At 50.1% G+C, this 21,852-nt stretch carries 21 protein-coding genes, 15 pseudogenes and 1 riboswitch; of the genes and pseudogenes, 13 read left to right on the top strand and 23 right to left on the bottom strand.

The window, feature by feature from the left end:
• The first annotated feature begins 35 nt into the window (after positions 1–35).
• Positions 36–1,334 carry a hypothetical protein gene (locus tag ACD630_RS04995; protein ID WP_430358310.1) on the top strand — a complete coding sequence of 433 codons (1,299 nt, stop codon included), beginning with the start codon at positions 36–38 and terminating at the stop codon, positions 1,332–1,334.
• On the opposite strand, the gene ACD630_RS05000 is transcribed toward ACD630_RS04995, so the two are convergent.
• Both ACD630_RS05000 and ACD630_RS05005 read right to left on the bottom strand, forming a co-directional pair.
• Positions 1,329–1,514 (bottom strand): hypothetical protein, encoded by a 186-nt coding sequence (locus tag ACD630_RS05000; RefSeq protein WP_430358311.1) that lies wholly within the window; start codon positions 1,512–1,514, stop codon positions 1,329–1,331. The two genes, ACD630_RS04995 and ACD630_RS05000, sit on opposite strands and share 6 nt — an antisense overlap.
• A gap of 15 nt (positions 1,515–1,529) precedes the next feature.
• Positions 1,530–1,760: pseudogene (locus ACD630_RS05005) on the bottom strand (serine/threonine transporter SstT); the annotation flags it as partial.
• Between the two features lie 36 nt (positions 1,761–1,796).
• Here ACD630_RS05005 and ACD630_RS05010 point away from each other — a divergent pair.
• Together ACD630_RS05010 and ACD630_RS05015 are read left to right on the top strand one after the other, a co-directional pair.
• On the top strand, positions 1,797–2,162 hold the full coding sequence (locus tag ACD630_RS05010; RefSeq protein ID WP_430358312.1) for an IS630 transposase-related protein: 366 nt from the start codon (positions 1,797–1,799) through the stop codon (positions 2,160–2,162).
• 24 nt (positions 2,163–2,186) lie between these two features.
• On the top strand, positions 2,187–2,618 hold the full coding sequence (locus ACD630_RS05015) for a transposase (protein ID WP_430359903.1): 432 nt from the start codon (positions 2,187–2,189) through the stop codon (positions 2,616–2,618).
• 8 nt (positions 2,619–2,626) lie between these two features.
• On the opposite strand, the pseudogene sstT reads toward ACD630_RS05015, so the two are convergent.
• A pseudogene (sstT, locus tag ACD630_RS05020) lies at positions 2,627–3,700 on the bottom strand (serine/threonine transporter SstT); the annotation flags it as partial.
• A 40-nt stretch (positions 3,701–3,740) separates the two neighbouring features.
• Between sstT and ACD630_RS05025 the strand changes: the two are divergent.
• Positions 3,741–3,926: a hypothetical protein gene (locus ACD630_RS05025; RefSeq protein ID WP_430358313.1), complete on the top strand. Its 186-nt coding sequence runs from the start codon at positions 3,741–3,743 to the stop codon at positions 3,924–3,926.
• 246 nt (positions 3,927–4,172) lie between these two features.
• Here ACD630_RS05025 and ACD630_RS05030 read toward each other — a convergent pair whose 3' ends face one another.
• From ACD630_RS05030 to ACD630_RS05050, 5 genes and pseudogenes are all read right to left on the bottom strand, one after another.
• Complete coding sequence (locus ACD630_RS05030) at positions 4,173–4,370, bottom strand: IS630 transposase-related protein (protein WP_430358314.1); 198 nt, start codon at positions 4,368–4,370, stop codon at positions 4,173–4,175.
• An 82-nt stretch (positions 4,371–4,452) separates the two neighbouring features.
• Positions 4,453–4,638 carry an IS630 transposase-related protein gene (locus ACD630_RS05035; RefSeq protein WP_430358315.1) on the bottom strand — a complete coding sequence of 62 codons (186 nt, stop codon included), beginning with the start codon at positions 4,636–4,638 and terminating at the stop codon, positions 4,453–4,455.
• 34 nt (positions 4,639–4,672) lie between these two features.
• Positions 4,673–4,861: pseudogene (locus tag ACD630_RS05040) on the bottom strand (IS256 family transposase); the annotation flags it as partial.
• A 155-nt stretch (positions 4,862–5,016) separates the two neighbouring features.
• Positions 5,017–5,970 (bottom strand): TerC family protein, encoded by a 954-nt coding sequence (locus ACD630_RS05045; RefSeq protein WP_430358316.1) that lies wholly within the window; start codon positions 5,968–5,970, stop codon positions 5,017–5,019.
• Positions 5,971–6,318: 348 nt separating this feature from the next.
• Positions 6,319–6,918 (bottom strand): annotated as a pseudogene (locus ACD630_RS05050) (Gfo/Idh/MocA family protein); the annotation flags it as partial.
• Between the two features lie 98 nt (positions 6,919–7,016).
• Here ACD630_RS05050 and rlmG point away from each other — a divergent pair.
• A pseudogene (rlmG, locus tag ACD630_RS05055) lies at positions 7,017–8,157 on the top strand (23S rRNA (guanine(1835)-N(2))-methyltransferase RlmG).
• A 19-nt stretch (positions 8,158–8,176) separates the two neighbouring features.
• On the opposite strand, the pseudogene fadH reads toward rlmG, so the two are convergent.
• Positions 8,177–8,389: pseudogene (gene fadH / locus ACD630_RS05060) on the bottom strand (NADPH-dependent 2,4-dienoyl-CoA reductase); the annotation flags it as partial.
• Positions 8,390–8,832: 443 nt separating this feature from the next.
• On the opposite strand from fadH, the gene udp reads away from it, so the two are divergent.
• Both udp and ACD630_RS05070 read left to right on the top strand, forming a co-directional pair.
• Positions 8,833–9,600, top strand: a complete 768-nt coding sequence (gene udp / locus ACD630_RS05065) for a uridine phosphorylase (RefSeq protein ID WP_430358317.1) — start codon at positions 8,833–8,835, stop codon at positions 9,598–9,600.
• 29 nt (positions 9,601–9,629) lie between these two features.
• Positions 9,630–10,167 (top strand): annotated as a pseudogene (locus ACD630_RS05070) (tyrosine-protein phosphatase); the annotation flags it as partial.
• 52 nt (positions 10,168–10,219) lie between these two features.
• On the opposite strand, the pseudogene ACD630_RS05075 reads toward ACD630_RS05070, so the two are convergent.
• Together ACD630_RS05075 and ACD630_RS05080 are read right to left on the bottom strand one after the other, a co-directional pair.
• Positions 10,220–10,549 (bottom strand): annotated as a pseudogene (locus tag ACD630_RS05075) (phosphoenolpyruvate carboxylase); the annotation flags it as partial.
• 21 nt (positions 10,550–10,570) lie between these two features.
• Positions 10,571–10,801 (bottom strand): hypothetical protein, encoded by a 231-nt coding sequence (locus ACD630_RS05080; protein ID WP_430358318.1) that lies wholly within the window; start codon positions 10,799–10,801, stop codon positions 10,571–10,573.
• Between the two features lie 63 nt (positions 10,802–10,864).
• Here ACD630_RS05080 and ACD630_RS05085 point away from each other — a divergent pair, with 63 nt between their 5' ends.
• Both ACD630_RS05085 and ACD630_RS05090 read left to right on the top strand, forming a co-directional pair.
• A complete protein-coding gene (locus tag ACD630_RS05085; protein ID WP_430358319.1) occupies positions 10,865–10,990 on the top strand; it encodes a hypothetical protein in 126 nt (41 codons plus the stop codon).
• Between the two features lie 62 nt (positions 10,991–11,052).
• Positions 11,053–11,412 (top strand): annotated as a pseudogene (locus ACD630_RS05090) (exo-poly-alpha-D-galacturonosidase); the annotation flags it as partial.
• Positions 11,413–11,564: 152 nt separating this feature from the next.
• On the opposite strand, the gene ybaK reads toward ACD630_RS05090, so the two are convergent.
• The 8 genes and pseudogenes from ybaK to ACD630_RS05130 all read right to left on the bottom strand — a co-directional run.
• A complete protein-coding gene (gene ybaK / locus ACD630_RS05095; protein ID WP_430358320.1) occupies positions 11,565–12,044 on the bottom strand; it encodes a Cys-tRNA(Pro)/Cys-tRNA(Cys) deacylase YbaK in 480 nt (159 codons plus the stop codon).
• Positions 12,045–12,072: 28 nt separating this feature from the next.
• Complete coding sequence (locus tag ACD630_RS05100) at positions 12,073–12,888, bottom strand: TraB/GumN family protein (protein WP_430359904.1); 816 nt, start codon at positions 12,886–12,888, stop codon at positions 12,073–12,075.
• Between the two features lie 104 nt (positions 12,889–12,992).
• Positions 12,993–13,358: a hypothetical protein gene (locus ACD630_RS05105; protein WP_430358321.1), complete on the bottom strand. Its 366-nt coding sequence runs from the start codon at positions 13,356–13,358 to the stop codon at positions 12,993–12,995.
• A 27-nt stretch (positions 13,359–13,385) separates the two neighbouring features.
• Complete coding sequence (locus ACD630_RS05110) at positions 13,386–14,258, bottom strand: hypothetical protein (RefSeq protein WP_430358322.1); 873 nt, start codon at positions 14,256–14,258, stop codon at positions 13,386–13,388.
• A complete protein-coding gene (locus ACD630_RS05115; protein WP_430358323.1) occupies positions 14,245–14,496 on the bottom strand; it encodes a hypothetical protein in 252 nt (83 codons plus the stop codon). The genes ACD630_RS05110 and ACD630_RS05115 overlap by 14 nt, the downstream gene beginning before the upstream one ends.
• 74 nt (positions 14,497–14,570) lie before the next feature.
• Positions 14,571–15,028: pseudogene (locus tag ACD630_RS05120) on the bottom strand (NfeD family protein).
• On the bottom strand, positions 15,018–15,941 hold the full coding sequence (locus ACD630_RS05125) for an SPFH domain-containing protein (protein WP_430358324.1): 924 nt from the start codon (positions 15,939–15,941) through the stop codon (positions 15,018–15,020). The pseudogene ACD630_RS05120 and the gene ACD630_RS05125 overlap by 11 nt, the downstream one beginning before the upstream one ends.
• Positions 15,942–16,294: 353 nt before the next feature.
• Positions 16,295–16,474, bottom strand: a pseudogene (locus ACD630_RS05130) (IS5/IS1182 family transposase); the annotation flags it as partial.
• Between the two features lie 104 nt (positions 16,475–16,578).
• On the opposite strand from ACD630_RS05130, the pseudogene ACD630_RS05135 reads away from it, so the two are divergent.
• A pseudogene (locus tag ACD630_RS05135) lies at positions 16,579–16,986 on the top strand (transposase); the annotation flags it as partial.
• Positions 16,987–17,081: 95 nt separating this feature from the next.
• Here ACD630_RS05135 and ACD630_RS05140 read toward each other — a convergent pair.
• Positions 17,082–17,789, bottom strand: a pseudogene (locus ACD630_RS05140) (IS5 family transposase); the annotation flags it as partial.
• A gap of 171 nt (positions 17,790–17,960) precedes the next feature.
• On the opposite strand from ACD630_RS05140, the pseudogene ACD630_RS05145 reads away from it, so the two are divergent.
• Positions 17,961–18,095: pseudogene (locus ACD630_RS05145) on the top strand (IS256 family transposase); the annotation flags it as partial.
• Positions 18,096–18,131: 36 nt separating this feature from the next.
• A pseudogene (locus tag ACD630_RS05150) lies at positions 18,132–18,506 on the top strand (transposase); the annotation flags it as partial.
• Here ACD630_RS05150 and ACD630_RS05155 read toward each other — a convergent pair.
• Positions 18,497–19,099, bottom strand: coding sequence for an IS630 transposase-related protein (locus tag ACD630_RS05155; RefSeq protein ID WP_430358325.1), 603 nt, complete (start codon positions 19,097–19,099; stop codon positions 18,497–18,499). The pseudogene ACD630_RS05150 and the gene ACD630_RS05155 sit on opposite strands and share 10 nt — an antisense overlap.
• Before the next feature lie 215 nt (positions 19,100–19,314).
• Complete coding sequence (gene ubiK, locus ACD630_RS05160; RefSeq protein ID WP_264626435.1) at positions 19,315–19,596, bottom strand: ubiquinone biosynthesis accessory factor UbiK; 282 nt, start codon at positions 19,594–19,596, stop codon at positions 19,315–19,317.
• A 194-nt stretch (positions 19,597–19,790) separates the two neighbouring features.
• A riboswitch (FMN riboswitch) is annotated at positions 19,791–19,993 on the top strand.
• A gap of 139 nt (positions 19,994–20,132) precedes the next feature.
• On the opposite strand from ubiK, the gene ribB reads away from it, so the two are divergent.
• Positions 20,133–20,786 carry a 3,4-dihydroxy-2-butanone-4-phosphate synthase gene (ribB, locus tag ACD630_RS05165; protein ID WP_430358326.1) on the top strand — a complete coding sequence of 218 codons (654 nt, stop codon included), beginning with the start codon at positions 20,133–20,135 and terminating at the stop codon, positions 20,784–20,786.
• Between the two features lie 52 nt (positions 20,787–20,838).
• Here ribB and tehB read toward each other — a convergent pair whose 3' ends face one another.
• Positions 20,839–21,711 carry an SAM-dependent methyltransferase TehB gene (tehB, locus tag ACD630_RS05170; protein WP_430359905.1) on the bottom strand — a complete coding sequence of 291 codons (873 nt, stop codon included), beginning with the start codon at positions 21,709–21,711 and terminating at the stop codon, positions 20,839–20,841.
• Between the last annotated feature and the right edge of the window lie 141 nt (positions 21,712–21,852).

Raw genomic sequence — 21,852 nt, forward strand, 5'->3', positions numbered from 1 at the left:
CGTCTTAGAAATGATTACAGCCAATGCCCTGATATGTGGCAAAAAATACAGCTAATTGTTATCAAAATAATGTCGCTTGGCTATATCAGCGTCTGCTTAAGCAACACATGACTCCTGCAGCACCATTGGCGTCAGCCGTTAAAGACCTTGCCTGCGCGCAGAAAACAACATTCGCCACTACTCAGGCCGTTTGGCGTTTTTTTAATAATGAACGTATTAGCTTCAGTCAGCTCAATGAACCGATTATTTCGCTGGCTCTCCGGCAGGTTGCACTTAGCCCGCATCCATACGCTCCCGTCGTTCACGACTGGTCTCATTTACAGTTTCGTACCCACAATGGGAAAGAAGAACGTTTGAAAATGACGCATGGTGGCGACGTCGGTTATGAACTACAAACCCGCCTACTGGTTGATGCTGCAAATGGTTTACCAATAGCGCCCCTGTCTCAAACTCTAACCGATAGGGCGGGTTGTCGTTCAACGCTAACCGAGGGCTTGTCTGAGAGTCTGACTCATATGGATGCTTTGACGGCTGATATCGCCCGCGTTGAGTCTCTTGATACCGGGAAGAAGTTAGTTCATCTCATTGACCGTGAAGGTGACTCTATCGGGCATATGCGCACATTAAGCTCCCAGGGAATATGTTGGCTTATCCGGGGAAAGGAAGGGCATCGGGCCGAGTGGGGCGGTGACACCCGTAAAATTGGTGAAATTGCAGACGATCTGCCATTTATCGCAAACGGACTGGTTGGCTGGAAAGGGAAAAAAGCCAATATGGAGATCGGGGAAACATCCGTGATCATAACGCGAACAGCAAAACCGAAGCGGAAAGACAAGAACACCGGACGGCGACAGCCAGGCGTAGCTCTGACACTCAGATTAGTTGTGGTTCGCCTTACCGATACTCACGGTAAATTTATCGGACGCTGGACGCTGCTCACAAACGTTAGCAACGAGATCACCAGCGCGGAAGTCGCTCGCTGGTATTACTGGCGCTGGGGTATTGAATCCTTTTTTAAGCTGCTGAAAGGTGCCGGTCATGATGTAGAAAAATGGCTTCAGCGCAGTGCTGGTGCCCTGCTACGCAGGTTATTGATAGCTAGCATGGCATGTGTGCTGGTATGGCGGCTGCAACGCGCTGAAGGAGACGACAATGCGGCAGCCCGTCAGTTAATTTGCCGATTATCCGGACGACAACAAAAACGAGGGCGTAAAGAAAGCGCCCCAGCGCTGCTTGCCGGACTATCCATCCTGCTAAATACCTTGACGTTATTAGCAGACTATACCCCGGAAGAACTTGCCCACTTAGCTATGGTGGTTTTTAACCCTTTATGATGTGTAGATACCTATGCCTTGATGCAGAAGATGAGGGAAACGATAAGGTGTTACAGCAGGTTCAGCCGCTCTTTCTCTGCCAGCTTGGCATCTTCCGATTGACATATAGCCAAGCGACATTATTTTGATAACAATTAGCTGTATTTTTTTGCCACATACTAGGGCATTGGCTGTCATCATTTTTAAGTCGGTTGGCTATACTGAAGCCGTGAACAGGACATCCGTCGAAGAGTTAACGGCGGTTTCCACCGAATCTCGTACCACACTGATGATAAAGCCGACGGCGACCACCTGCATGGCGACGTCGTTGGCGATACCGAACATGCTGCACGCCAGTGGGATTAACAGCAACGATCCCCCTGCCACGCCGGATGCGCCACAGGCACAAATGGCGGCGACCACGCTGAGCAGCAGCGCGGTAGGCATATAGCTAAACAACTTAATTTTGATTGCATTATTTAAATGAGCTATTCAATTGATTTTAGACGTAAAGTGATATCTACACGGGAAGAAGAAGGGTTGAGTATCCGAGAAACAGCGAAGCAATTTCGGATTGGCCCTGCCTCTGTATCGCGTTGGATTAATCAAATAGCGTCAAAAGCATCGACCACGCGTCAGCGAAAGAGCGATAAATCCGAGTTGATAAAAGATGTTGAACCATATCCAGATGCTTACCAAAAAGAACGTGCAGAGCGTTTTGGCGTTTGTCAGAAGGCCATTTGGCAAGCTCTTAAAAAGCTGGGATTGACCTATAAAAAAAACTCTACCTCATCCGAAAGCCGACGAAAGCGCCCGGCAAGCATTTCAACAAAAAATACAACAGTATGAAAAAAAGGTAAACCTATTATTTTTATTGATGAAAGTGGTTTTCCACACGATACCCCACGGACTCACGGCTATTCCCCAAAAGGTCAACGGTGTTTTGGCCTGAAGAACGGGGGAGCCAAGGGAAGAACAAATGTTATCGGCGCGTTATTAGGCACAACGCTGTTTGCTATCGGATTATTTGATATCAATATTAACAGCGATGTTTTCTATTCCTGGGTCACACAAGTCCTTATCCCAGTACTCCCTAAAAACAGGGTAATCGTGATGGACAATGCAACTTTTCACAAAAAACATAATATTCAACAAGTCATCATCGATGCAGGGTATATGGTGGAGTATTTGCCTACATATTCGCCAGATCTTAACCCCATTGAGCATAAATGGGCACAAGCAAAAAGCCAAAAAAGAGAGAGTGGTTGCGATACAGAGATTTTGTTCTCAGTCCATATGGTGTAATTAAAATTAAGTCGCTTGGCTATATCAACATGAATACCCAGCGTATGTGCCGCGGCCAGCGTCAGTACGGTTATGGTTACCGCCGCACCCGCCATATTGATAGTCGCACCCAACGGGATGGCGACGGAATAGGTGTCTTCATCCAGATTCAGCTTACGACACAGCTCCATATTCACCGGGATGTTGGCGGCAGAACTGCGGGTGAAAAAGGCGGTATAGCCAACCGACATTATTTTGATAACAGCCAGCTATGCTTTTTTGCCGCATATCAGTGCATCTGTTGTAATCATTTTTAAGTCGGTTGGCTATAATACCGCTTTCACGCAGGCAGGTCGCACCAGTGGATACGGGTTACAGCGAATTTTCCAAAACACGATCAGCGGGTTGACGACAAACACCACGATGAGCATGCCAGCGACCAGCACGGTTAACAGGTGCGCATACCCTCACAGTGCACCAAAACCAGTTTCGGCCAGCGTCGAGGCCACCAAACCGAAAATCCCCAATGGCGCAAAGCGAATTACCGTGCGAACCAGAAGGGAAACGGCATGTGCAGCATCATTGATAAAGGTTTTCGTGCTGGGTGACGCATGGCGAAAAGCGATACCGAAACCAACGGCCCACACCAGAATCCCGATGTAATTGGCGTTAATCAGTGCGTGAATCGGGTTGGCCACCACGCTCATCAGCAAACCTTTCAGCACTGCAACAATGCCCGTTGGCGGCACAACATCGGTGGCTTGTTCATTTAAGGCGAGCGTCGTGGGGAAAAGAAAACAGAGTACAACGGCCACCAGCGCAGCAGAAAAGGTGCCGATGGCATACAGCACCAGTATCGGACGAATATTGGTTTTTTGTCCCTGTTGGTGGTTGGCAATCGATGCCATTACCAACAGCAACACCAACATCGGGGCGACCGCTTTTAGCCCCCCGACGAACAGTGTACCAAGCAAACCGACGGCAAGGGCGCTCGCTGGAGAGAGCATGGCAAGCAGGATGCCAAAAACCAGGCCAATAACAATTTGTTGCACCAGACTGCCTTGCAGCAAATAACGTAAAAAAGCAGATTGAGTATTTTTCATAAAATAGACGGTGTTCCCGTTCCGTAACGCAAGAGTGAGTGTGTGTTGGGGCATTGCAGAGAAGAAAACCTCTAAAATGGCATTGGGTTTTTTAATGCTCGGCAATGTGACGTTTGCGGGAAGCAGTATAAGGAAAAACGCCATTAAAAAAGCAATGGCACATGAGGAATTATTAGCAAATCTGGTGTATGGCGATCATGCTACGTTCCGCTCTGATGCTTCGTGAATCTGTTCTCCATCCTTAAATTGGACGTTGCTTACAACCAGGGCATAGTATAGCCAACCGACTTAAAAATGATTACAACAGATACCCTGATATGCGGCAAAAAAGCATAGCTGGCTGTTATCAAAATAATGTCGGTTGGCTATAGTTCTTCAGGCCAAAACACCGTTGACCTTTTGGGGAATAGCCGTGAGTCCGTGGGGTATCGTGTGGAAAGCCACTTTCATCAATAAAAACAATAGGTTTACCTTATTTTTCATACTGTTGTATTTTTTGTTGAAATGCTTGCCGGGCGCTTTCGTCGGCTTTCGGATGACGTAGAGTTTTTTTATAGGTCAATCCCAGCTTTTTAAGAGCTTGCCAAATGGCCTTCTGACAAACGCCAAAACGCTCTGCACGTTCTTTTTGGTAAGCATCTGGATATGGTTCAACATCTTTTATAGCCAACTGACATTATTTTGATAACAGCCAGCTATGCTTTTTTGCCGCATATCAGGGTATCTGTTGTAATCATTTTTAAGTCGGTTGGCTATATCAACTCGGATTTATCGATCTTTCGCTGACACGTGGTCGATGCTTTTGACGCTATTTGATTAATCCAACGCGATACAGAGGCAGGGCCAATCCGAAATTGCTTCGCTGTTTCTAGGATACTCAACCCTTCTTCTTCCCGTGTAGATATCACTTTACGTCTAAAATCAATTGAATAGCTCATTTAAATAATGTAATCAAAATTAAATCGTTTAGCTATAGCCGTTACGAACGACAGCATGACGCCCGTCGTCAAGGCGGCGTTCAGCATGTTGTTGCAGCATGGCTTCGAGCTCAACCTCAACGGCGCCAGCTATCAGTTGCCTAGCACCATTACGAATGAGTTCATGCAAGGGATCAGCGGCAATATCTGGTTCTGCGGAGACCTGTAGGGTAGACTTTTTTATGTGGTATCATCTCTATGATATTGAAATCATACACGAAATCAATCAGCAGGATAGGCAAGCCTCCCCGAAACACCGTACACCAGAAATGAGCATAACTCTGATTTTGTGCAGCAAGTCGTTCAGAAATCGCCCCCTTTACGGAGGCGATAAGCGCTTTAGCGAGCGGCGCGCTGATTCACCCACAGGTTAATCAGCAGCGTGATGGCCAGAATGCTGGCTACCACGCCCAGAGAGATAGCGATAGGAATATGGAACAGGTCGATCAGCATCATCTTGGTGCCGATAAACACCAGAATGATGGCCAGACCATACTTGAGCAGTGAGAACTTCTCTGCCACGCCAGCCAGCAGAAAATACATGGCGCGCAGGCCCAGAATGGCGAACAGGTTGGAGGTCAGCACAATGAACGGGTCGGTGGTAACCGCAAAAATGGCCGGGATGCTGTCAACGGCAAAGATAACATCGCTGATCTCAACCAGAATCAAGACTAAAAACAGCGGGGTGGCATACAGAATTCCATTGTTTCGCAAGAAGAAGCGTTCGTTTTTAATGGTATCCGTCATCCGCAGGTGCCCGCGTAGCCAACGCACTAACTGCTTGTCAGCAAGATCGCCGCCATCGTCTTTGGAAAACGCTATTTTCAGGCCAGTGAACAGTAAGAACGCGCCAAATACGTAAAGCAACCATTGGAACTGGGTAACCAGCCAACTGCCACCAAACACCATCAGCGTTCGCAGGATGATGGCACCCAGCACGCCATAAACCAGCACACGCCGCTGATATTGCACGGGCACGCCGAAATAGCTGAACAGCATCAGCCAGACGAAGACGTTATCGACGGCAAGTGCTTTTTCGATCAGATAGCCGGTGAGGAAGGTGAGGGCTTGGGTGTTGGCGACTTCTACGCCGAGCGTGCCTTTCAGATACCACCAGAATCCGGCGTTGAAGGCGAGCGACAGCGTAACCCAAATCAATGAGCAGGCGGCAGCCTGGCGAAAGGTCATGGTGGTGGCACCCTTACACCCTTGATAGAGCAGATCTGCCGTCAACATGGCGATAACGATGACAGCGAAGCTGCCCCACAACCACGGCGTAGCGATAGAGTTCATAACTGGTTCCTTGCAACAAAAATTAACACCGTCAGGCCTCATTTTTATCTGGCGTGCTAGCAGGCCAGGTAAAAAAAAACGACATGTATCGAAAGATACAGGTCGTTTGGTCACTCGCGTTGCAAATGTCCCTCGCCTTCCGGCAAGGTCTCACTTACAACGCCAATGGGAATGCTCATTGGTATTGCCCGATAACCGGAGGCATATCTCTACTCACTTTATAGCAAGCTGGACACATGACTTCGTAATGACGATTAATCGGCGGAAAAGTTACTCCCCTTTGCATCAGCAAAGATAGGTGAAAAGTCGATCCAGGTCAAATTTTGTGAGCGCTTTTCACCTGCTCCGTTATTGATCCTCAAAAAGTACGTTGCTGTCGGCGGGGAACACCACGCCAGTCTGGCTGCGAATTTCTGTTTGTAAGCGCGCGACGGTGAGTGAGCGTGCCAGAAAGGCGTGATTGACATCATTCTGGGTGACCAGTGAGGCAAAGGTTTCCACTTCATACAGCATGCTGTTGATGTGCTGCGGTTGGGACAAATCGATGCGTTGACCGTTGCGCGGCACCAGGCTCACTTGCTGGCATTCCGACAGCCTGTCGATGACTAGCGAACCTTCCTCCCCCTGGATTTCACTGGGGATGGCGCTGTTGCTCACCTTGGAATGCGCGATAATCACGTCAAAATCCCCGTAATTCAGTAAGACGCTGCCGTGCCCGTCCACGCCGCTTTCCAACAGGGCCGCGCTGGCCTGAACGTTGTGAGGAACTCCCCACAGGCTGACAGCGAATACTAGGCAGTAGTAGCCAATATCCATGATGGAGCCGTTAGAAAACGCCGGATTTAAGGTGTTGGGATTCTCTTCCGCCAGATAGGGCTGGTAACGGGAAGAATATTGGCAGTAATTCAGAAACACTTTACGCAACCGACCAATGCGCCCTAGGCCCTGCGTCACGCGCCTAGATTCACCCTGACTGACGAAAAGCATTTACTGCTCCGCGACGTTACGGGGTACACTGCGCAACCTTTATGACGCGGGAGAGGCCGATGAGCCAATTGGAACTGGAAACGCGAACGTTCACGTTGGTGCGTTATCCGAAAACGTCTGAGAATTCCACCTTACCAGCCTGGGAAGCGGCAGACGCGTTTTTGCTGAAGGAGATTGCTACCATGGAGCTTGCGCCAGGGCCCGTTGTGATTCTGAACGACACATTCGGTGCACTGGCCTGTGGATTACAGGCATATGAGCCGCTCTGCGTCAGCGACAGCTATTTGAGCCATCTGGCGACGCAGCATAAATCTGTCGCTCAACGGCTTTACGCCGGAGTCCGTCGTGTTGCAAGACAGCCTGACGGCGTTACCTGATGCGCCATCGCTGGTGGTTATCAAGGTGCCAAAAACCTTAGCGATGCTGGAGCATCAGCTTCGTATGCTACGTGCGGTCGTCGCACTGCATACGCGAATTATTGCCGGCGCGAAGGCGCGCGATATTCATACTTCCACGTTGCATCTGTTTGAAAAAATTATTGGCCCGACGCGGACTTCACTGGCGTGGAAAAAGGCACGCCTGATTCACTGCGACGTGGCACAAATCAATGTAGGTGAGTATTCACAAACCGTTGAGTGGGAACTGGAAGGGTATGGTTACCGTATCCATAACCATGCCAACGTGTTCTCACGCGGTAGCCTAGACATCGGTACGCGCTTTTTTATGCAGCACCTGCCGCGTGATATTGACGGCAAGATGGTGGATTTAGGTTGCGGTAACGGGGTTGTCGGGCTGGTGGCGCTGGCGCAAAACCCTTCAGCGCTGGTTAGTTTTATTGATGAATCTCATATGGCGCTGGCTTCCAGCCGCATGAATGTTGAAATCAACTGTCCGCAAGACCTGCCGCGTGCCAGTTTTGTAGTGAATAATTCGCTGGCCAACATTGCCCCTGATTCGCTGCAAGCGGTGCTGTGTAACCCACCGTTCCACCAGCAGCAGACCATCACCGACCATCTGGCCTGGAACATGTTCAGCGATGCGCGTCGCTGTTTAGCGCACGGCGGTGAGCTGCGTATCGTAGGCAATCGCCACCTCAACTACTATCCGAAGCTGAAACACCTGTTCGGCAACTGCGAACAGCTGCTGGGCAACAACAAGTTTGTGGTGCTGCGCGCGGTGAAGCTGGCATCGTCTTGCTGAACGGGGCTTGAGTCATCGGCTACAGCGTTAGCGCCAGTCGGGTGGCCTGGTCGATGGCCCGCCGGGCATCCAGTTCGGCGGCGACATCCGCACCGCCAATCAGATGCACGGCGCACCCGTTGGCCTGCAATGGCGCATAGAGCTCGCGCCGTGAATCCTGTCCTGCACAGACGATGATGGTATCGGCGGCGATGCATCTCTCTTGGCCCTCATGAATAATATGCAGCCCAGTATAGCCAACCGACTTAAAAATGATTACAGCCAATGCCCTGATATGTGGCAAAAAAATACAGCTAATTGTTATCAAAATAATGTCGCTTGGCTATAGTTGACTCGGCATGGGGCGTAACAGCACGGGTCATCGCCCGATCGGTTTGTCGGAGTTCCAGCGGTTCGGCCACTTTGCATGGTGGTTGTTCTCTTCTTGAGCATAAAAGGGATTATTGGTGTGACAGCGCGCAATTTATAAGTGTATACCACTGTATTGATTTCTTTTGGTAGTGAGATATATAGCAAACCGACTTAAAAATGATTACAACAGATGCCCTGATATGCGGCAAAAAAGCATAGCTGTCTGTTATCAAAATAATGTCGGTTGGCTATATCACTGCTGTTAGGGTACTGATGCGCTAGGATAATAAACGGTACTATCTTGCCCATGATGAGGAGACGAGTATGTCCGAATCTGATGTGTTCCACCTGGGGTTAACCAAACAGGGGCTGCAAGGGGCGACGTTAGCCATTGTGCCCGGCGATCCGGTGCGGGTTGAAAAAATCTCGCGCGAGATGGATAACCCTGTGTTTCTGGCCGCGCACCGTGAATTTACTACTTGGCGTGCTACGCTTGCAGGGCAACCGGTGGTTATCTGCTCTACGGGTATTGGCGGCCCCTCGACCTCCATTGCGGTGGAAGAACTGGCGCAATTAGGCGTCAGAACCTTTCTGCGCATGGGCACCACAGGGGTGATCCAGCCTGATATGAATGTGGGGGATGTATTGGTGACGACGGCGGCTGTGCGTTTGGACGGTGCCAGCCTGCACTTTGCGCCGCTGGAGTATCCGGCTGTGGCCGATTTTGCGTGCACTGCCGCGCTGGTTGATGCTGCGAAGGCATCCAGTTTCCCGCTGCACATTGGCGTAACCGCCTCTTCGGATACGTTTTATCCGGGGCAAGAGCGCTACGATACCTACTCTGGGCGCGTCGTGCGACGTTTTCAAGGCTCAATGCAAGAGTGGCAAAGCATGGGCGTGTTGAATTATGAAATGGAGTCGGCCACGCTGCTCACCATGTGTTCCAGTCAGGGATTGCGGGCGGGCATGGTCGCAGGCGTCATCGTCAACCGCACCCAGCAGGAAACACCGGATGTTGCGACGATGAAGCTGGCGGAAACCGCTGCCGTTACGGTGGTGCTGGATGCAGCACGCAGGTTATTGAGTGCCTGAGTTTTCCACCACGTATTGCAAGGAGTTGTATGACAACATCAGCACCACGCCATCCCTATTTGGTTGCGTTAGAGGGCGGCATCAATTTCCGTGATTGAGGTGGATTGTATACCGCAGATGGGCAACGTATTCGCCCGCGCAAACTGTTCCGTGCAGGCTCGTTGGATCAGCTGAGTGCCGCTGACTGTGAGCACCTAGCCGGTGTTCCCGTGTCGCACGTGGTTGACTATCGTGACCCGGATGAAGTGACGGCCAAGCCTGATATTCTGTGGGAAGGCGCGCATTATCACACGTGCCCCGCCAACCCGATTCGCCACGAGGTCACGGCCAGTCTGGAGTCGTTGGGTTCAGATCAGCTCTCTGCGTTTGACTCACAGGCCTTTATGCTGGAACTCTATCGGCGTTTGCCTTTCAACAATCCCGCAGTCAACTGCTTGCCCTGTTGCAGAGACCAGAAGAAGGGGCACTGGTGCAGCACTTGCTGTCGGCAAAGATCGTACCGGCATCGGCTCCGCTCTGGTGTTGTTTGCGCTCGGGGTGGATGAAAAGACGATGATGGAAGCTTATAGCCAAGCGACATTATTTTGATAACAATTAGCTGTATTTTTTTGCCACATATCAGGCATTGGCTGTAATCATTTTTAAGTCGCTTTGCTATAGACTCAGCAATCCACGGCAAATCTGCCATCAGATGGTCATCGTTGGAAATTCGCAGCACCACGTTGATATCTGCCGCCAACTGGTCGCGCAACTCTTTGCCCAACGGCCACAGTTTTTCGTCGACCAGACGCTGATCGTAGTATTCCGCCAGCCACAGGTCCGCTTTGGCGAACACCATTTCCAGCATCCCGATACGCGTGGAGAAGAACGGCCAGTCGCGGCACATGGTTTCCAGCGCTTTCTGCTGACCATTTTCCACAATTTTTTGCAACGCCGCGCCCGCGCCCAACTAGGCATAGGTATCTACACATCATAAAGGGTTAAAAACCACCATAGCTAAGTGGGCAAGTTCTTCCGGGGTATAGTCTGCTAATAACGTCAAGGTATTTAGCAGGATGGATAGTCCTGCAAGCAGCACTGGGGCGCTTTCTTTACGCCCTCGTTTTTGTTGTCGTCCGGATAATCGGCAAATTAACTGACGGGCTGCCGCATTGTCGTCTCCTTCAGCGCGTTGCAGCAGCCATACCAGCACACATGCCATGCTAGCTATCAATAACCTGCGTAGCAGTGCACCAGCACTGCGCTGAAGCCATTTTTCTACATCATGACCGGCACCTTTCAGCAGCTTAAAAAAGGATTCAATACCCCAGCGCCAGTAATACCAGCGAGCGACTTCCGCGCTGGTGATCTCGTTGCTATAGCCAACCGACTTAAAAATGATTACAGCTAATGCCCTGATATGTGGAAAAAAATACAGCTAATTGTTATCAAAATAATGTCGCTTGGCTATGCAAGGCGGCTCCCATTGTGCAAGCCGAAATGGACAAACTGCTGGCAGAAGGCGGTTTCACCATGGGTGAACAAATTTACCCGTCAGATACCGATGCCAAACAGCAGTTTGATAAATATAAGACGCCGCATTTTAGCAATGTGACGATCGAAAACCTGGAATCAACTTGCAAAAGCAAAGCTGCTGCGTACATCATTGGTGTACCCGAAGCACCCTTGAGCGGTTTCCATTTTGACAACGTGCGTATCGATGCCGATCAAGGGATCCGCGTGCGTAACGCTGAAGTGCAAACCAAAGGCTTAACCCTCAACGTGAAGCAAGGGCCGACGTTGTTGGTTGAAAAAGGGGCTAAGATCGATTAACTACCCGTTCTGAAGCGGTGGCAGGGGACACACTAGCCGTGGAGTTCTCTGCCATCAGCTTCTTTTACGCTTCATACTTCACGCCGTGGCGGCGTTGGCCGCGCTCAGTTACCCGAATCACTTACTGGAGTAAGCTCATCGGGATTCCTTCGCTAATCCCGTTTGGCAATATCACTAAATGACGCTTTCAGCAGTTTCGCCAAATCGGTGGGCGCAAGCCCGATATCCAGTCCGCGCTTGCCACCGGAAACGTAAATCACCGGGAAGAGCTGCGCCGGTTCATCGATGGCGGTTGGCAGAAATTTTTTCTGTCCCAACGGGCTGATACCGCCTACCAAATAGCCCGTAACCCGCTGAGCCAGCATAGGGTCGGCCATATCCGCTTTTTTGGCACCAAAGGCTCGCGCCACCTTCTTTAAATCCAGCTGCCCGGAGACTGGGGTGATGGCAACGGCTAAGTGTTTGCCATCGCCGTTCAGCGATACCAGCAGGGTTTTGTAGACTTGCTCTTTATTCAGCCCCAGCTTACGCGCGGCTTCTTCGCCAAAATTGGTTTCGTTTGGATCATGGTCGTAGCTGTGAAGTTGGAAAGCGACCTTATTTTTTTCCAGAAGTTTTACTGCGGGTGTCATGGTGCTCGTTCCTTAATCAATCCCGTCGTTATTGCTTTGCATTAACAGGTTGTAGCAGGGAAGGCAGGCTATTGTCGCCGTACAGATGCAACGCACCGACAGCCACGACATAATGTCCGCTCGGCAGTGCTTGTAACTGATCGCGCCAGCGGGTATTGCGTTGACGCATCAATACCTCGGACAAGGCGTGGCTGAACGTCGCCGGCATAGCGGCAGCGGATTTTGCTGGCGGTCCTTCCAGCCACCAGCCGGTCATCACCTGAAGCAGACGCGCATTAACGTGCCAGTGATCCAGCGTATCTTCCAGTAATGCTACACCCCCCTGCGGCAATTGTCGCAGCATGGCGAGCTGTTCTTGCTGACCTTCAAGTTCAATCACCGGAATGTTTGCCGCTTTGGCGGCCTGAATCAATTGATAATCGATGCCATAGTGAGGACGTAGGCCGAGCGATTGCGCTTGCATCGCCTGGAGCGTCAGCGCCGCGTGCCAAGCAGGCAGATTCTCAAAGCGGTTCAGGCTAAGCGCCAGTGCCTCACAGTGCTGCTGGAACAGCTGATAGCGTTCTGGATCTAGGCGCTCCGCCAGCGGAATTGGCTCGTACTCTTCCTGCAACGGCGAACCCATATCGGAGATATCGGCTTCTACCACCAGTGCAGTAGACTGCTGCAATTGTTGCAGCAACACCTCCGGCAGCGGAGACATGGCTTCGCTGCCCATATGGATACTGCCCACCAAATGCAGGCGTCCGCCGCTTGTCAGAGAAACATCCAGTGCGGGGTAGGCATAGGTGACCGGGGAAATTAATCCCAACCACGTGGCCAGTTGGCGCAGTAACGTCATGATTTATCTCCATCAACCACAAACGCTCATGCTAACCGCTTGTGCCGCGTGAGGATACTTCCATGATGAAAAATCCCCAACCGTGTTACTGCATAGGTATCTACACATCATAAAGGGTTAAAAACCACCATAGCTAAGTGGGCAAGTTCTTCCGGGGTATAGTCTGCTAATAACGTCAAGGTATTTAGCAGGATGGATAATCCGGCAAGCAGCGCTGGGGCGCTTCCTTTACGCCCTCGTTTTTGTTGTCGTCCGGATAATCGGCAAATCAACTGACGGGCTGCCGCATTGTCGTCTCCTTCAGCGCGTTGCAGCCGCCATACCAGCACACATGCCATGCTAGCTATCAATAACCTGCGTAGCAAGGCACCAGCACTGTGCTGAAGCCATTTTTCTACATCATGACCGGCACCTTTCAGCAGCTTAAAAAAGGATTCAATATAGCCAACCGACTTAAAAATGATTACAGCCAATGCCCTGATATGTGGAAAAAAATACAGCTAATTGTTATCAAAATAATGTCGCTTGACTATACCCCAGCGCCAGTAATACCAGCGAGCGACTTCCGCGCTGGTGATCTCGTTGCTAACGTTTGTGAGCAGCGTCCAGCGTCCGATAAATTTACCGTGAGTATCGGTAAGGCGAACCACAACTAATCTGAGTGTCAGAGCTACGCCTGGCTGAACTTTCACTCGCCGTCCGGTGTTCTTGTCTTTCCGCTTCGCTTTTGCTGTTCGCGTTATGATCACGGATGTTTCCCCGATCTCCATATTGGCTTTTTTCCCTTTCCAGCCAACCTGTCTGTTTGCGATAAATGGCAGATCGTCTGCAATTTCACCAATTTTACGGATGTCACCGCCCCACTCGGCCCGATGCCCTTCCTTTCCCCGGATAAGCCAACATATTCCCTGGGAGCTTAATGTGCGCATATGCCCGATAGAGTCACCTTCACGGTCAATGAGATGAACTAACTTCTTCCCGGTATCAAGAGACTCAACGCGGGTGATATCAGCCGTCAAAGCATCCATATGAGTCAGACTCTCAGACAAGCCCTCGGTTAGCGTTGAACGACAACCCGCCCTATCGGTTAGAGTTTGAGACAGGGGCGCTATTGGTAAACCATTTGCAGCATCAAGCAGTAGGCTGGTTTGTAGTTCATAACCGACGTCGCCACCATGCGTCATTTTCAAACGTTCTTCTTTCCCATTGTGGGTACGAAACTGTAAATGAGACCAGTCGTGAACGACGGGAGCGTATGGATGCGGGCTAAGTGCAACCTGCCGGAGAGCCAGCGAAATATAGCCAACCGACTTAAAAATGATTACAGCCAATGCCCTGATATGTGGCAAAAAAATACAGCTAATTGTTATCAAAATAATGTCGCTTGGCTATAATCGGTTCATTGAGTTGACTGAAGCTAATACGTTCATTATTAAAAAAACGCCAAACGGCCTGAGTAGTGGCGAATGTTGTTTTCTGCGCGCAGGCAAGGTCTTTAACGGCTGACACCAATGGTGCTGGGGAAGTCATGTGTTGCTTAATCAGATGCTGATAACGCCGGTTAAGGCGGGCATCAATCCCGCCGATGGATAAGTTGAGATCATGCAGCAACGTAATAGCAGATATTGCAAAAGATGTGTAGATACCTATGCCGTGTTACTGTTGGGGATAGTCGGGAAGGGCGGTTAAACCTTGAGGGCGCGGACGTGTAGCGTAATGCCGTCAACAGCAATCACTTCTACGGTAGTGCCGACGGGCAGAGCTTCATCGGTTTTGATCCGCTAGGTGCTGTCAGCGATTCTGGCACGGCCGATGCCATCCACAACCGCTTTGGTGACAGTGGCACGCACTCCTATCAGCTGCCGACTGCGTTGGTTCAGCAGTGTGCATCTGCTATCCGGCGTGAACGGCTACGCAGCCAGTATCACCACAGCAGCGCGATGATGATGGTCAGCACGGCAAATAACGTTCCCAGCCACGCCCAAGGCAGCGGTAATACCTAGGTTAATAAACCAATAATAACGGCAGACACGCCGCTCCACAGTAAATAACCGCTGGCCCCAAGCATTTCAGCCGCCAGTAGTAGACCACCGAGCGAGAGCCACACCCAGTGGGCATTATCAGCCAGCAGTTCAACGTCCATTCTGGCTCCGGGCGTTTCCGCTATCTTTAATCAACTCGGCGATACCGCCAATAGCGCCCATCAGATTGCTGGCATCCAGGGGCATCATGATAACTTTGCTGTTGTCGGCAGAACCAATCTTTTTCAATGCATCGGTATATTTTTGTGCCACAAAGTAGTTGATGGCCTGAATATTACCGGAGGCAATAGCATCAGAGACCATCTGAGTGGCGCGTGCTTCTGCTTCTGCGGCTCTTTCACGAGCTTCTGCTTCCAGAAACGCGGATTGACGCTCCCCTTCAGCTTTTAAAATTTGCGACTGCTTTTCACCTTCCGCTTTGAGAATGGCAGCCTGACGCACCCCTTCCGCTTCAAGAATGTCGGCACGTTTGGTTCGTTCGGCTTTCATCTGGGCGTTCATCGAGGCGATCAGTTCGGCGGGTGGGCGCACATCGCGGATCTCAATACGGGTGATTTTTATGCCCCACGGGCCAGTGGCTTCATCGACAATATGCAGCAGGCGGGTGTTGATGCTGTCACGCTGCGACAGCATTTCATCCAGTTCCATAGAACCCAGCACGGTACGGATGTTGGTCATGGTCAGGTTTTTGATCGCCAATTCGAGTGAACTGACCTCATAAGCCGCACGTGCCGCTTCCACTACCTGAATAAAGCAGATGGCATCAATCGTCACGTTGGCGTTGTCTTTGGAAATCACTTCTTGGGAGGGAATCTCAAGTACCTGCTCCATCATATTGATTTTGCGACCAATGCGATCCATGAACGGTACCACTAGGTTTAACCCCGGCATCAGTGTCTTGGTGTAGCGGCCAAAACGTTCTACTGTCCACTGATAGCCTTGCGGCACGATCTTGATCCCTGACCATACAATAACCAGTGCAACAAATATCAATACGGGAATGACACTCAGCATGGTTTTCACCTCCAAAGGTAGTTTTAAAAATAATTTATTGAAATAAAACTATATTTTTCTTCATCCTGAAAAGGCTATTCTAGCGCCGTCGGTGCATAAAGCCCATCTTTTCGCAGGCGTAATCGCGCGTTGTCATTGGGGTATTATCTGAAAATAGCAAAAACGAGAGGTGAGGCAAGCAGGGGCGCTCATACGCCCCGGCAAGAGGTTGAATTAAAAGGTGGTCCAGTTATAGCTAAACGACTTAATTTTGATTGCATTATTTAAATGAGCTATTCAATTGATTTTAGACGTAAAGGGCTTTGTTGAATAAATCAGAACTTGTAACGACTGCGCTCCATACGGGTCGATTGTTACGTGATGCGAATACTGTTCGGCATTCCTAATAGCGTGATCAGGTTAAGCGCTTTGACCATGGCTTCACCCACCTGACCATCGTAGTCTCTCAGACTTAGATGACCACCCAGAAGCCTTTTGAACCGGAACATGGCCGTTTCAGCCACTGAGCGCCGGTGATAGCCCACTTTCTTTTTCTAGATATCGTTATAGCCAAGCGACATTATTTTGACAACAATTAGCTGTATTTTTTTTCCACATATCAGGGCATTGGCTGTAATCATTTTTAAGTCGGTTGGCTATACTGGAGTTTGTTGAAACCATCCATAAAGGTCAGGCAGCGATGGACAGGGAGCTACCGGCTGCACTGGAGCGGCTGAAAACGAAGCTGCCGCCGTATCTCATCACCGTGCTGGAAGACCTGTACAACAGACTGAGTGAGCTGGACATGCTGATAGATGGTCTTGAAAAACAGCTTAACAATGTGGCGCGACAGAATGAAACCTGTAAACGGCTGATGGAAATTCCCGGTGTGGGACCGTTAATCGCTACAGCGGCGGTTGCCACCATGGGAGAAGCATCCGCGTTTAAATCAGGGCGAGAGTTCGCTGCTTATGTCGGTCTTGTACCGAAACAAACGGGTTCAGGAGGGAAAGTTCGCCTGCTGTGGATAAGCAAACGCGGTGACACTTATAGCCAACCGACATTATTTTGATAACAGCCAGCTATGCTTTTTTTCCGCATATCAGGGTATCTGTTGTAATCATTTTTAAGTCGGTTGGCTATACTACCGCTAATGCGCTAATTTGCGACAGCGTGGTTACGCTCGTGGTAGCGATCTTGCCAATATTGCGCCCCCCTTCGTGGCGGGATAAGCGGCCTTATTTTCTTCCTCACCAGAGCATCATAGCAGTAAACTGTATCCTAAGCGCCGTCAGCCGATGCCTCTCTGATTTTCCGGTGGCTCTGGTTTATCAGCGCCGGTAGAGCTTGGGCATCAGTCGTACCACTGAGCGACAAATCCGCACAGATAATCTCATGCGTCACACTGTCTACTGCCAGGTGCAGCTTACGCCATACCCTGCGTCTGTCGGCACCATGCTGCCGGACTTTCCATTCGCCTTCGCCAAAGACCTTCAGGCCGGTTCCATCAATGACCAGATGTGAGATTTCACCACGGGTTGGCGTTTTTATGCTGATGTTCACTGTCTTTGCTCGCTTGCTGAGCAGCGAATAGTCTGGACAATGGAGCGACAATTTAATCAGTTTAAAAATCGAGTCACCAAAGCCCTGTAAAGCCCTCAATGAAAGGCCAAACATGCGTTTCATCATCAGGACTGTGGTGATGGTCATATCTGAGTAGTGGAGCGGTCGTCCACGCCGTTCAGTAGTGTTTTTTTCCGTCCATGCAGCAATGGCTGATTCATCTAGCCATACGGTTAGAGAACAGCGCTGCTTGAGGGCCTTGTTATAAGAGGGCCAGTTGGTGATTTTAAAATTTTGTTTTGTCATGGAGACCTGATTTTGAAACAACTGTGTTGATCTGCTCCGATGATTACCCAAAAGTTCTATTTATTCAACAAAGCCACTCAACTCTTCTTCTTCCTGTGTAGATATCACTTTACCTCTAAAATCAATTGAATAGCTCATTTGAATAATGTAATCAAAATTAAGTCGTTTAGCTATAATCTGCTCCAGTCAGCTCAGAAAAGCTGGAACCGACTAAGAGGATTTGACCTGCTGACCCTAGTTGTAAGCAACGTCCAATTTAAGGATGGAGAACAGATTCACGAAGCATCAGAGCGGAACGTAGCCTGATCGCCATACACCAGATTTGCTAATAACTCGTAACACGCGACCTCACAGGCTCCAACCGAAGAGGCCACGCTTCAGGCGCTGGAGGCGTTCGGTGGGACATGGGATCACCGCTATCCGCAGATAAGCCGGAGCTGGCAGTCAAACTGGGCCAACCTGTCGACATTCTTCTCGTACCCGCAGGAACTTCGCAAGGTAATCTACACGACGAACGCTATAGAATCACTGAACAGCGTGCTCCGGCATGCAATCAAGAAACGCAAGGTGTTCCCGACTGATGACTCGCTGAAGAAGGTCGTATGGCTGGCAATCCAGGCGGCATCACAGAAATGGACGATGCCCTTACAGGACTGGCGTATGGCAATGAGTCGCTTTATTATCGAGTTCGGTGACCACCTTGACGGTCACTTCTGAGGAAAGGCATTTACACAAAATCTTAAACAGGCTCTAATATTGATATCAAATAATCCGATAGCAAACAGCGTTGTGCCTAATAACGCGCCGATAACATTTGTTCTTCCCTTGGCTCCCCCGTTCTTCAGGCCAAAACACCGTTTACCTTTTGGGCAATAGCCGTGAGTCCGTGGGGTATCGTGTGGAAAACCACTTTCATCAATAAAAACAATAGGTTTACCTTCTTTTTCATACTGTTGTATTTTTTGTTGAAATGCTTGCCGGGCGCTTCCGTCGGCTTTCGGATGACGTAGCGTTTTTTTATAGGTCAATCCCAGCTTTTTAAGAGCTTGCCAAATGGCCTTCTGACAAACGCCAAAACGCTCTGCACGTTCTTTTTGGTAAGCATCTGGATATGGTTCAACATCTTTCATCAACTCGGATTTATCGCTCTTTCGCTGACGCGTGGTCGATGCTTTTGACGCTATTTGATTAATCCAACCCGATACAGAGGCAGGGCCAATCCGAAATTGCTTCGCTGTTTCTCGGATACTCAACCCTTCTTCTTCCCGTGTAGATATCACTTTACGTCTAAAATCAATTGAATAGCTCATTTAAATAATGTAATCAAAATTAAGTCGTTTAGCTATATCGGCAGTGTGTTGTGCTGCACACTGTTGGTGATGCTTGGGGCTAAATCGCTCTATGCACTGATTATGCTGGCAGTGCTGTGGTGGGGGTTACCGCATAAATCACAGCAACTGGCAGCAGAATAATCGCTGCTGCACCGGCCCTCGGGTGGCCGGTGCCCGCGATGAGGTCGTACCGCCTACGAGGGCTGCTGTTCAGAAGTAGCGGTTTTTTCTGCGTCCAACTTGGCTTCCAACTCGCTCAAACGCTGTTCCAGCCGCGCCAGTTTTTCACGAGTGCGCAGCAGGACCTGCGTTTGCACATCGAACTCTTCGCGATTTACCAGATCCAGCTTGGTAAACTGTGCTTGCAGTACCTGGCGAATTTTTTTCTCGGCGTCTTCGCCCAGTTCACGTATGCCTTTCGGCATGGATTCATGCACCTGACGTGCAATTTGCTCAATCTTTTTCGGGTCAATCATGCCGTTTTCCTGCTCGGTTTCTGGTATCTGTACTGTCAGTGTAATGCGTGAATGAAAAGGGATAAACCAAAACTCGCCTTGTAATGCTTTGTGTATGATTTATAAAGAAATTTTTTACCAATAGGCCAGCGGATGTCACATTTTATCCATTGCGCTAATTGCCCCGCTCAGGTAATAGCGTTATAGTTACCGCGCTTACTTCTCAGGGCGGGGTGTAATTCCCCACCGGCGGTAAACCAGACAGTGCAGGGTGTTAAAACATCGTGCTTTCGTCTGGAAGCCCGCGAGCGCTCGCCGTAACGTTATCAATAAGTTATTATCGATTTACGTGGTGAGGTCAGCAGACCCGGTGAAATTCTGGGGCCGACGGTTATAGTCCGGATAGGAGAGAGTAACGGTATCCTGTTGGGCATATGCCCACTCGCGTTATTTTGTTAGTCATTGCCCGGTGCGCATTGAACCGCATCTGTTGTAATGGTTATTCCTCAAGCTCGCCCTGGTTCTGGTACTCCATAATAAACATGAGGTTTTTTACCATGAATCAGACATTACTTTCTGAATTTGGCACGCCATCTGAACGCGTTGAACGTGCGCTTGCAGCGCTGCGTCAAGGCGTTGGTGTTATGGTGTTGGACGACGAAGACCGTGAAAACGAAGGCGACATGGTATTTGCCGCCGAGAACATGACCGTTGAGCAAATGGCGATGACCATTCGCTACGGTAGCGGCATCGTCTGCCTGTGCCTGACTGAAGAGCGCCGCCGTCAATTGGAACTGCCCATGATGGTGGAGCACAATACCAGCCACTATCAAACCGGCTTTACCGTCACCATCGAAGCTGCTGAAGGTGTGACAACCGGTGTGTCTGCGGCTGACCGTATGACAACCGTTCGCGCCGCCATTGCTGATGACGCGCGTGCAAGCGATTTGAATCGCCCTGGGCACGTCTTCCCGTTGCGCGGTCAACCGGGCGGCGTACTGACTCGCCGTGGTCATACCGAAGCATCTATCGATCTGGCAACGCTGGCCGGTTTCAAACCGGCCGCTGTGCTGTGTGAGCAGACCAATGATGACGGTTCCATGGCGCGTGCGCCGGAAGTGATCGCGTTTGCTAAACAGCACGGCATGCCTGTACTGACCATCGAAGATTTGGTCGCCTACCGTCAGGCAGCAGAACGTAAAGCGAGCTGATCGTTCTTTTCTCGGGCCGGTGATACCGGCTTAAAAACGCAGCCAGTGCATGTTACGCGTTCGGCGGCGTTTTTCTTGCCAGTAAGGTGGCGAAGCGCAGTTTGATGCGGTTGCCATTCTCGTCGGTTTTATGCAATTCACCCACCTCTTCGTTGTATTTCAGGATCTCCCATCCTGCGTAATACTCGCGCAATTCATCGTGTTGGAAGGTGAAGGAGAAAGGCAGTGGGCAGGGGAAATCCTCGGTGGACATGGCCGCCACGATCAGGTTATAGCCACCCTCTGCGGTACACTCCTGCATGTTATGCACGATGAAAGGGATGCGCTCGCGTTCCAGAAACATCAACACCACGGTGGAGATGATAAGGTCAAACTGTTGGTCTAACGCAGCTTTGTTGATGTCGCACAGGCTGGCGCGAATGCCGGAGAGGTTTTCGCTGCTGATGATATCTTTCAGTGACGAGATGCTGTTGAGGTTTTTGTCATACGCGGTAACGTCAAATCCGCGCAGGTTCATGTAAAGGGCATTTCTGCCGCCACCGCAGCCAAGATCGAGTGCTTTGCCAGCCGGTATTTGCACCAGTGCGGCCACTACTTCGGAATGGGTTGCCGTCAGGCCGTATTTTTTAGCGTAATAATCCTCGGCGGTGCAGTAAAACGCTAACTGGCACTCCAAATCCGCTGAGGCACTGACGATCCGGTGCCAAGCTTTCGGTTCAACAAACGGTGGCTGATTCTGTTCGGTAAACTGATAAGTCTCAATCAGCGAGCCATCTTCATGTAGCATGGCGAATGTCAGCTCTCCTTTCAGGACGGTCAACTTCGCCCAAGTGCCCACTTGCGTGTTGTGTTTTTCTTGAAACGCTGCGGGCAGCGTCTGTGCATTCCACTGCGGCAGGGTTTTATAACAGATCAGATTTTGCATCATACACCTCGGAGAGCTTATACATTCTTATCGCGTTTTACCGCGTTGCGGGTAGTTTATAAAGCTCAGCAAAGAATAGCTATGAAAATGCATTTAAAATGCATCTTTGTGGCGAGGCATACTGTGTGGGGGTGATGTTCC

Origin of the sequence: Symbiopectobacterium sp. RP (assembly GCF_050472005.1) — a bacterium.
Lineage (GTDB): Bacteria > Pseudomonadota > Gammaproteobacteria > Enterobacterales > Enterobacteriaceae > Symbiopectobacterium.

What these genes read in the sequence shown, in the direction of transcription:
- ACD630_RS05000 (WP_430358311.1), bottom strand. Translation starts at nt 1,514, where the DNA reads ATGATGACAGCCAATGCCCTAGTATGTGGCAAAAAAATACAGCTAATT.
- ACD630_RS05010 (WP_430358312.1), top strand. Translation starts at nt 1,797, where the DNA reads ATGAGCTATTCAATTGATTTTAGACGTAAAGTGATATCTACACGGGAA.
- ACD630_RS05035 (WP_430358315.1), bottom strand. Translation starts at nt 4,638, where the DNA reads ATGAGCTATTCAATTGATTTTAGACGTAAAGTGATATCTACACGGGAA.
- ACD630_RS05045 (WP_430358316.1), bottom strand. Translation starts at nt 5,970, where the DNA reads ATGAACTCTATCGCTACGCCGTGGTTGTGGGGCAGCTTCGCTGTCATC.
- udp (WP_430358317.1), top strand. Translation starts at nt 8,833, where the DNA reads ATGTCCGAATCTGATGTGTTCCACCTGGGGTTAACCAAACAGGGGCTG.
- ACD630_RS05080 (WP_430358318.1), bottom strand. Translation starts at nt 10,801, where the DNA reads ATGGCATGTGTGCTGGTATGGCTGCTGCAACGCGCTGAAGGAGACGAC.
- ACD630_RS05085 (WP_430358319.1), top strand. Translation starts at nt 10,865, where the DNA reads ATGACCGGCACCTTTCAGCAGCTTAAAAAAGGATTCAATACCCCAGCG.
- ybaK (WP_430358320.1), bottom strand. Translation starts at nt 12,044, where the DNA reads ATGACACCCGCAGTAAAACTTCTGGAAAAAAATAAGGTCGCTTTCCAA.
- ACD630_RS05125 (WP_430358324.1), bottom strand. Translation starts at nt 15,941, where the DNA reads ATGCTGAGTGTCATTCCCGTATTGATATTTGTTGCACTGGTTATTGTA.
- ACD630_RS05155 (WP_430358325.1), bottom strand. Translation starts at nt 19,099, where the DNA reads ATGAGCTATTCAATTGATTTTAGACGTAAAGTGATATCTACACGGGAA.
- ubiK (WP_264626435.1), bottom strand. Translation starts at nt 19,596, where the DNA reads ATGATTGACCCGAAAAAGATTGAGCAAATTGCACGTCAGGTGCATGAA.
- ribB (WP_430358326.1), top strand. Translation starts at nt 20,133, where the DNA reads ATGAATCAGACATTACTTTCTGAATTTGGCACGCCATCTGAACGCGTT.
- tehB (WP_430359905.1), bottom strand. Translation starts at nt 21,711, where the DNA reads ATGCAAAATCTGATCTGTTATAAAACCCTGCCGCAGTGGAATGCACAG.